This window comes from Neolewinella lacunae (genome assembly GCF_014349155.1).
GTDB classification, from domain to species: domain Bacteria; phylum Bacteroidota; class Bacteroidia; order Chitinophagales; family Saprospiraceae; genus Neolewinella; species Neolewinella lacunae.
Genome location: NZ_JACSIT010000105.1, coordinates 1 through 8,900 on the forward strand (window position 1 = coordinate 1; position 8,900 = coordinate 8,900).

The 8,900-nt window shown below is 42.7% G+C and carries 11 protein-coding genes and 1 pseudogene; all 12 read right to left on the reverse strand.

Translation table 11 applies throughout. The annotated features are described in order from the left end of the window. Nucleotides 1-18: 18 nt before the first annotated feature. On the reverse strand, nucleotides 19-780 hold the full coding sequence (locus H9S92_RS11700; RefSeq protein ID WP_187466173.1) for a hypothetical protein: 762 nt from the start codon (nucleotides 778-780) through the stop codon (nucleotides 19-21). Nucleotides 781-886: 106 nt separating this feature from the next. Then, on the reverse strand, nucleotides 887-1,465 hold the full coding sequence (locus tag H9S92_RS11705) for an O-methyltransferase (protein ID WP_187466906.1): 579 nt from the start codon (nucleotides 1,463-1,465) through the stop codon (nucleotides 887-889). A 114-nt stretch (nucleotides 1,466-1,579) separates the two neighbouring features. Continuing rightward, nucleotides 1,580-2,323, reverse strand: coding sequence for a hypothetical protein (locus H9S92_RS11710; RefSeq protein ID WP_187466907.1), 744 nt, complete (start codon nucleotides 2,321-2,323; stop codon nucleotides 1,580-1,582). After that, nucleotides 2,295-3,833 (reverse strand): IS66 family transposase, encoded by a 1,539-nt coding sequence (gene tnpC, locus H9S92_RS11715; protein WP_187466908.1) that lies wholly within the window; start codon nucleotides 3,831-3,833, stop codon nucleotides 2,295-2,297. Before tnpC ends, H9S92_RS11710 begins: the two co-directional genes overlap by 29 nt. Before the next feature lie 31 nt (nucleotides 3,834-3,864). After that, nucleotides 3,865-4,212, reverse strand: a complete 348-nt coding sequence (gene tnpB / locus H9S92_RS11720; RefSeq protein WP_187466909.1) for an IS66 family insertion sequence element accessory protein TnpB — start codon at nucleotides 4,210-4,212, stop codon at nucleotides 3,865-3,867. Next, nucleotides 4,205-4,501 (reverse strand): IS66 family insertion sequence element accessory protein TnpA, encoded by a 297-nt coding sequence (gene tnpA, locus H9S92_RS11725; RefSeq protein WP_187466910.1) that lies wholly within the window; start codon nucleotides 4,499-4,501, stop codon nucleotides 4,205-4,207. Before tnpA ends, tnpB begins: the two co-directional genes overlap by 8 nt. Nucleotides 4,502-4,950: 449 nt before the next feature. Beyond that, nucleotides 4,951-5,880, reverse strand: a complete 930-nt coding sequence (locus H9S92_RS11730) for an ADP-ribosylglycohydrolase family protein (protein ID WP_187466911.1) — start codon at nucleotides 5,878-5,880, stop codon at nucleotides 4,951-4,953. A 73-nt stretch (nucleotides 5,881-5,953) separates the two neighbouring features. After that, nucleotides 5,954-6,778 carry an ATP-grasp domain-containing protein gene (locus H9S92_RS11735; protein WP_187466912.1) on the reverse strand — a complete coding sequence of 275 codons (825 nt, stop codon included), beginning with the start codon at nucleotides 6,776-6,778 and terminating at the stop codon, nucleotides 5,954-5,956. A 102-nt stretch (nucleotides 6,779-6,880) separates the two neighbouring features. Then, entirely contained in the window at nucleotides 6,881-7,462 is a 582-nt protein-coding gene (locus tag H9S92_RS11740) for a hypothetical protein (RefSeq protein ID WP_187466913.1), read from the reverse strand. 49 nt (nucleotides 7,463-7,511) lie between these two features. Next, nucleotides 7,512-8,065, reverse strand: a pseudogene (locus H9S92_RS11745) (tyrosine-type recombinase/integrase). 125 nt (nucleotides 8,066-8,190) lie between these two features. After that, nucleotides 8,191-8,628 carry an outer membrane beta-barrel protein gene (locus tag H9S92_RS11750; RefSeq protein WP_246463820.1) on the reverse strand — a complete coding sequence of 146 codons (438 nt, stop codon included), beginning with the start codon at nucleotides 8,626-8,628 and terminating at the stop codon, nucleotides 8,191-8,193. A gap of 16 nt (nucleotides 8,629-8,644) precedes the next feature. Then, nucleotides 8,645-8,881, reverse strand: a complete 237-nt coding sequence (locus tag H9S92_RS11755; RefSeq protein ID WP_187466914.1) for a hypothetical protein — start codon at nucleotides 8,879-8,881, stop codon at nucleotides 8,645-8,647. Nucleotides 8,882-8,900 lie beyond the last annotated feature (19 nt).

Sequence of the window (8,900 nt, forward strand, 5' to 3'; positions counted from 1 at the left end):
ACCTTGGCTCCCCTTAATTTATTTTAATTTTAATCGTCCGAGATAGCCATATTCCCCGACATTTTCCTTTTCCTCTAATTCCATTGGGTTTAAACTCCATGCTTTGGCTACTTCAAGCACGTGTTCTGCATCGGGGTAAAGCATCTTTTCCCAATACTCTTCTTGCTCGGCATCTTTACTATTGGTATCAATCAAATCCCATTTCATTTCAACGCTGGTTGGCTCTCCTTCAATAAAGCTGTTGCCATCTCCTATGTAGTATAATCTTTCCGTGTTGCCATCTACAGATTTCATCCAGAAGGCCGATCCGCTCCCTCGAAAGTTGCCAAACATCTGCGCTTCACCAAATTTTTGGCTCAATCCATTTAAAAATCTTTGTGCTCTTTCACGTCCCTCCATATAACCAGGTTCTGGCAAACCCCAACCTAAAATTAAAATCCAACCTTCAATTGGTGGCAGAACAAAAATTTCCCCGTTTCTTGCTTGCAATTTCCCTTCCACCCAATTTGCCTTCCGCTGTTTCTCCAATCGTAAAGCTTTCAAAAGACTGTTCGTGTCTTCCGTTTTAACTGCCGCCCAGATACACTTATGCCCGAATTTTATGGGTTTGGTTGGGTCTCGCTTTTCCAGTTCTTGTTCCAAAATAGATTTCGGCCTTGGACTACTCTGGCCAAATAATTTTGACATCCATTCAGAAATGGATAACAATATTATGCGGAAAACTAGTTTGTACATTTGTCTTTTTTGTTGCCAAGGGTTATCAATTATCTGATGCTGCATTTGGAAGTTGCGACAATCAGTTAAGTCGCAAACTTACGGCTTTTCTGTGCTCGAAGTTGCAAACTCCTGCTGGCCGCTAAGCTATGTAGGCTAGTGCTGCACTTGCTCACTTTTTCACCGCAATTATTATCCCCGTCGCCCAATTCTGTTTTGTCAATGTCAAGTCTCTTCTGCTTTCCAGGTATTTTACAAAATTGATTGCTTTTTCTTCATGTCCTTCGGGCCAGTTGGATTGCGGCAGCATATCGTCTACGATGTAAAGGCCGCCAGGGTTCAGCATTTCCAGTACCTCGTCCAGTAGCAGGTACTTTCCGTGCCAGGTGTCCGCAAAAATGTAGTCGAACTTCTGCCCCAAGTTGTTTTTTACCCAATCCTCTCCATCCGAAAGGACTAATGCCAACCGCTCGTCTTGCCCTAAATACTGTTGAGCAATGCTTAAAAACTTCTCGTCGTGGTCGAATGAAATCAAAGTGGAATTCTTATCCATCCCCTCCAGTATCCAAGCTGTCGATAGCCCTGTTCCTGTGCCCAGTTCAAGGAATTTGCCCGCGGGTTTTGCAGCGGCCAGGGTTTTTAACAAAGAGCAAGTCAAGATATCGGAAGCCATTGTAAAACCGCTTTCCTTGGTTGCTTGGTCAATTTTAAGGTAGGTGGGGGGGATTTTTTGATTGAGGTTGTTCAGCATAGTGGTTTGTTTCTTAAATTATTGTTTTCACATCGCAAGATGGTTTTAGTATAGCAGGATAAACTTCAACACAGCGTTCCATCTTACGGATTTTCATTTCAGCAGTTTTCAATTTCACTCCTCAAAATAGGGCTCCGACTTAACGAATTCATCACCCGTCCACTTAAAACCAATGACTTCGCCGAGTAAATATTTATTGTCCCTAAGCGGTCCCGAAAGAAGGTAATTTACCAACCTAAAGATGATGCCATTTTCAGCTTCATGAAATAAGCTGCAGTAAATATCCGCATTTGCCTCAAAATCCCTTGCCACTGAATCAGGTGTACCCGCGGTAAAAAAGTCCTTAAACCCAACACTTAAAGAAGCAGCTGCCACCTTGTCAATAGTCAAATTTTTCGTTTTGGGCTTGTAGTCAAAGACCAGTAGGTCGTTCTGATTGACGGTGGAATTGGCACCAGTGAAGTGGGAGTAGAGTACTTTAAAATTTCCATCAGTCTTTTCCAAAAGCTTGATTTCATCCACCGCGTAGGCGCGCTGCCCGCTTTCGTATCCAAAGTCTATTCTCGCCTGCCCCTTTACTGAATCCAGCGTCAGGCTGTAATATTCAATATGATCCGCATCACTCGTATCCGGATAATACCTTTGGTGGTGCAGGATGCTGTCCTTTAGCTGGGCATCAATACCTTCGATTTTAATCTGCCGAACAACATCACAGATGACGCAGGGAGGTTGGGCTTGAGCGGTAACCGTCCGACCAACCACATCTTGCTCCCACCCAACCAGCACCCGACCTTTGCCCAAAACAACGCCCCATGCAGCAAAGCGTCTACTACCCCTTCGCCGCCGCACGCCGCTCACTTTCCCATTGTGCGGGCAGCAACTCTACCAGCTGATTTACGGGATGGCTGCCAATTCGCAACAGCACATCACGCAGCCATTCGCTGGGGTTGATATCATTAGCCTTACAGGATCCAAAAAATGAATACATCATAGCCGCCCGCTGCGCGCCTTTATTGGAACCAGCAAACAGATAGTTTTTGCGCCCCAGAGCCAGCGGACGGATTTTATTCTCAATTTGGTTGTTGTCGATCTCAATGCGGCCGTCTTCCAAGTAATGACGCAGCCTAGGCAAATGATTTTTCGCATAGCTCAAAGCGGTACCGATGGCACCTTTACTGAGGTTGTTTTTTTGCTGAAAAATCACCCATTCCAGCAAGGCATTGAAAGCAGGGGCAGAATATCTTTGGCGCATTTTCAGGCGACGCTCGTGACTTAAGCCATATTTTCGGCAGATTGCCTCTATTCGGTAAAGGTACCAAATGGCTTTCAGCGCCAATTCGGCCAATTTCAGGTTATTTTTCTGCGCATCAAAAAACTTACGCCGGATATGCGCCAGGCAGCTGACCAGTTCCACGTCGTGTTTTTTGATGTAGCTCTCATAGGCCGAGTAGCCGTCGCTTTGCAGCAGACCAGTAAAGTCGCCCAGCGTCTCGTGCAAAACGTTGGCTCCTCGTCCACTTCGGTAAACAAAAAATACGTTTCCGCTGACCGGATTACGGAACACCCACATATAACCCAGGTGCCGTTTGGATGGGGCAATCAATTTCTCCGAACTTGTTTTTTTCGGTTTCTCTTTTCCGTATTCCAGAACCAAGATCCGGGATTCATCGCCCTGCAAATAGTCGGTATCGAGTACGTTTTTTTGCAGGGCGTAATAAAGTGGTTCTAGTAGGGAGCAAGAATCCCCGAACCAGCCGTCCATTGTCGATTTATGGATCGCCCAACCGAAGTCTCGCTTGATCATCTCGATTTGCCGGTAAAATGGCAGGTGATCGATATATTTGGCAACCATAATAAAAACCAACAATCCCGCATCCGCCATACTTTTGGGAAGCACCTGGTCGGGTAAATCAGCGATAACGATGGCGGGTTTATCGTCGCTTTGGTCGGCTACTGGACGAGCGTATTTTGGGCGGATAGTTTCGACGATTTCCAGCACCGCCGCAACATAATCAATCTTGCGCGAAACTTCTTCGCCAATGCGGACCATACCGCTGGTATCCTCATCCGGCTCAATAATTACCTGCCTAACAGGCAAATGATCAGGAAACGGCGTCCGGCCTGGATGAACCTTATTTTTCTTCCGCTCGTAGGTGATACTTTGCTTTTCAACTTCCACTGCACCCGCATCCGCGCCCGTATCAAAAAGCGCTAATTGTTCGGGCGCGGACGCAGGTACAAAGCGTTCGGATTTCGCGGCAAAGATCAATCGTTCCAACTGCTCTAGCCTATGACGAAGCGCGTTAATTTGCCCATCTTTTTCGGCTACCATCGCATCGTAATCAGCCTTGGAAACAGTTACCTCCATATGCAGCAAAGATATGAGGTCAACCGTATTTTCACGCAGCTTTTACATATCTTTTTCTTCTTTTCACCGATTTTATTTCAATGCCCTCGAGCAAAAGATAAATATCGGTCCAAGACATCTCCAGCGAGGTATTGTTCGCAGCTGGTAACTCAAAGGTTCCCTGTTCAAGTACTTTGTACCAAACGACAAATCCGTTGCGATCCCACACTAACAGCTTAATGCGGTCACGGCGTTTGTTGAGAAAGATAAATACGTCGCCGCTAAGGAGGTCGTGGCTGATGTGGTTTCGCACCAAGCCGCTGAGGCCATTGAATCCTTTGCGCATATCGGTTTCGCCACGATAAATAAAATACCGCTGCTGGCTAGAAAAACTAAGCATAAGTGCGGTCGATTTCAAGGATTAATTCGGCGATTTCCCTCGTCGACAGCCCGGTGACCGTCAATTCCAGCCCACTTGGCAGCCGCAATTGCCGCTCAACAGAAACAGATTTCGGCACGATCTGGCAAAAGCCAGCGGGGGTATCTTTACCAGTCTGGAGATATTTTTTCTTCCAGGAATAAAAAGTGGGTATCTTTAGGCCGCGCCCCCGGCAAAAGGCAACGACGGTTTGACCGCTGGTAAGTTGGTCCTTCAAAATTCGCCGGATATCGGCAGGGGTATTACGCATGGCGTCTTCGCATTGGTTCCTGCGAAGTTCCGGCCGGCTCTGAAAGCTGGCAAGATGGGGTTGGTCGGACGGTTACCTTGAGCGAAGTATTGACACATCAATGAAAAGCAAATTATGGGGAATATTTTCATGGGTGATTGAGCCTGTCTTTTGCCGTTCTCCATTTGGCAATGGTGGAACACCTAGGGTGTGGGGTGGAGGGTAGTCGTTGTTAGGGAGTGATTGAATTTATACCTTCCCATCTTCCCATCCAAATTTTTCGGATCAAAACTATGGCTAATTACGCTTTGGTAGCTTACTTATCCGGCTGTAAGCTGATGGGGCTTGGGGGAGATTTGGGTAGCTGTTTGTGACGAAGCTTGTTCCTTACGATTGAGGGGGCGGTGGTGGCTAACGTGACTGCATGCGGCGCGACGACCAAATGGGAGCCATGAACGTTATGCACATTGTTACCTTCCCTTTTCTTTTTTCATAAATTCACTTGTTTCAAATTTTTCGACTGATTCAACCCAATCTTTTGGTATTCGATTTTCATCCGTTGACATTATCGTAATTCCGCCAACAATTGCACAAATTGTATCTCTATCTCCTAAAATTGAAACAGCTTTCCAAATTGCTTCTTCAAAATTTGTCAAGTTATTTGCCGCACACCATATCGAAAATGGAACGGTATCTTGAACCATTATTTTGCTTCCATTCCCCAAAATTGATTTTACAGTTTCAATGTTGTAGCTGTATGGAATTGCTATTGATTTTTTAATTTTAGATTTTGTATCGGTATCTGGTAATTCCTCAACAATTCTATTTATAAATTCAATTGGATCAATCTCTTCGTTATTCAATTTTATTTGAGTTGCAATTGCTGTCCCAATTGCAACTGCAATTGCGCCTGTTATTCCTTCAATATTTGAATGAGTAATTTCTGCCGATTTGATTGCAAGTTCTTTGACTCGATTTAAGTCATCGAAATAATATGCCCCAATTGGACTTACTCGCATTGAAGCACCGTTTCCCATTGACCCCATTCCTTCAAATACACTTTGAGAGATTTCTTTCCAATTTCCGCCTTCACCAATTTCTCTTAAGATTTTTCTTGCAGTTGCGCCGTATCCTCTGTTTACATCTTTTTCGTGATTAATTGCAAATTCTTTCGCTAGCTGATTCTGATTAATTTCATTATTTATTTTCAATTGGTCATAAACCGCAATTGCCATGACAGTATCATCCGTAAATTCCCAACTCGTTTCTGGAATTTTTCTTTCTCGAATATAATTTAGCATTTTATCTGTTTCACCAAAGAAGCTTTCCCCAAAAGCGTCTCCAATTGAGATTCCTTTTAGTGATTTATTGGCAAGCTCTATTCTTTTTTCAACTGTCATTTTTTCCTTTTTTCTAATGGAAGGTAACGTTCCGCATAAATGGCGTTGCGAGCTTTTGCTCGCAATGAACATGTTATGCATTATTAGCCTCAGGTTTCCTTTTTATTTTTCGTTTCACAAAGTTATTTATCGATTGAATTATTCTTTCAACGTTGTGTTTGTAGAAACCCGTTCCATTGAAGCAATTACATTCAATCAATTTGTATTCATTTTGAATTTCAGCAATATCCATTACATAAATATCTTCCAAACGATATTCATCAATTCGCTCTTGGGCAAATTCAATCATCTCTTTTGGAATGTCATTTTCACTTTCATCTAATTGCCCATCATTCATGTATCTTGATGCCGAAACTATTTCATTGTTGACAATAAATAATCTCCATTCCTTGGTTATTTCTTTTGGTTCAGAAATCCATATTTCCGTATCTCTATTGAATTCAGGTAATTCCAATTGACAAACTTTATTACTCCAATTTACTATTTTTTTGAATGATTCGACTTTTCCGCTAAATTCTTTTCCGTCATTGTTTGGTCGTATAAACCATTTTTTTTCTTGCTCACTTTTCATATTCTCTATTTCGCCAAATCTCATCAATTTTCCGTCAAAATTTAAAACTTTATCTTTCCATTTATCGACATAATTAGTCATCTGGAATTTTATTGGCTCGAAGAATACTCCTTCTCTTAATTCTTCGCTTTGATAAGCATTTAGCATGAAAGTTGTCGAACCGTAAATTATTTTAAAAGTGTCTTTGTTTTTTATTTCAGGAATTTCATTTGAAAAAGGAATTATATCCACTTCCTCCCAAATTTCATCTTCTCCGTTTAAAACAGTTTTTATCCGTTTTAATATTTCGGGTTTGGTCAGATTTTTTTGTAGTATCCAATTTATCATTGATGGAGTTTTTCTTTTTCTACTTGCGGCTAACGCTCCCGATATGCGACGGCCCCGACCTTGTGGAGGGGCTGGCCGCCATATCGATTGTTCTCAGCAGGTTTATTTTTTTAATTCTTTCAAATAGTTTTTAAAATCTTCATGAAGGCTATTGTCAATTCGAAAATTCAAAATCTTCTCAAATTCACTAATTGCTTTTTTATCTTTACGTTTTTGATATACTTCTTTTGCGTATGACTTCAGAATTTTGCTTAAATCAATCTTTCTATTGCTGTATTCGTCAATCATTAAATCATGCATAGTTTTTATTAATTCAGGTTTGCGCATCATTAAGTCTTCATCTTGTTCAGAGAAATATCCGTTTTCCACATATGCCCACTTAACAAGCAATTCAGGTGTTATTTCTCCTTTATCTTCCCAACCGCTTATGTAATCCCATTTTATTTGCCTGTCAGTTTCACTTCTTAGAAATTCGTTCAAAAGAGATGATGGAAAAGTTGCGTCATTATAAACTTCCCATTCGGTATTATTTGGTTGTTCTATCTTTAATCTCTGAGCAACAAATTTTTGTCGTTCATTATCTATTGAAATTTCAACCCAATTTTGATTTCCTATTTCTGCTGACTTAGGAATTAAAAATTTCTTTTGGTTATCTGTATTCGATTTATGATTGTAGATATTCATTTTTTTCTACTTGCTGAGAACTACCTTATACCCGCAACTATCCCGTATCTCACTTGCGCTTTTCGCTACCCAGCAAGTCATCCAAGGGGCTGACGGTGCTGCGTAGGTGCTGATCCGATACGTGGGTGTAGAGCAGGGTCGTCTTGATGTCTTTGTGGCCGAGCAGCTCCTGGATGTAGCGCACGTCGGTACCGCGTTCGAGTAAGTGGGTGGCAAAGCAGTGGCGTAAGGTGGGGTCACCTTGCGGTGGATGCCCGCACGCCGGGCGCTGGCACGTACCACTGCCTGCACGCTGCGGGGAGAATAAGGGCTTTCCCCGTCCTGACCGTTGAACAGCCATCCTTTGGGTTGGTAAGACTCAAAGTACTGTTGCAGCATGGCTTTGAGCTGTTGGCTCAACATCACTACCGGGTCTTTGCGGCCTTTACCTTCCCTTACCAGCAGTTGGTTGCGCTCCCAATGCACGTCCGTCAGCCGTAGGGCCAGTAGCTCGGCCAGATGCATTCCAGAACTGTAAAGTGTGTAGAGGATGGTCAAGTGCTTAAGGTTTTCGCTGGCGCGTAGGAGCCGGTCTATTTCTTGAATCGATAAAACCGACGGCAAAGTAAGGCTTTTTCTCGGACGTGGTAACCCCTTGAAAAGAAAAATCCGGTCAAAAAATCACTCCAGTGTGGTAAAACCTGATCGCATGGGCGGCCCAATGCCGATGGCGGTCGAAGGCCCCAAGGTTACTTTGTATCTGAAGTCCGTTGCCCAAGTTTGTAAGTGAAACCTAAGAGTAAGTTTGTTGAATTTGTTTTAATAGTTCCCATATTTGCAACTGGCACAGCGCTAACGTTATAAAGCCCAAGGTTGTTTCTCACTTCAAATGAAAATGCAAACGCTGTTTTTATAGGAACAGAAAGACCAAGTCCTGTTGAAATGCCAGTGTCAAAACGTTTAATAAGTGAGGTGTTGTCACTTGTGGTAACGGGAAAATTATCCCCTTGACTTACAAAGTTTTGTTTGATTAAATAGCCAAAGTAGGGTCCAGCATTTATAAAGTAATGAAATTTCTTTCCAAATGTCGCCCGAAGAAGAATGGGTAAAGTCAAGTAGTTAAAATTAGTGTTTACAGTAATTTCTCCCAAAGGATTTCCATTGATGTCGGTTGTCTGTGAAGTCAATACAGAACCCTTTCTTTCAAAGGCGACATTTGTCCGCAGTGAAACAACCTTTTTTCAAATTGTACTGAAAAAAAAGCCCACCAGAAAATCCAATTGCCGATTCATGGTTATCATCAATAAAGTCGTTTCCACGTAGGAATGTTACACTCGGGCTGCCCTCAACGCCTAGGTCAAACCTATTTGTTTGGCCGTAAGCTGTTACTCCGACAGTCAGAATAAGAAGTCCGAGCAAAAGTGATTTAATCTTTGTCATAGTTGTAAATTTTTAATTG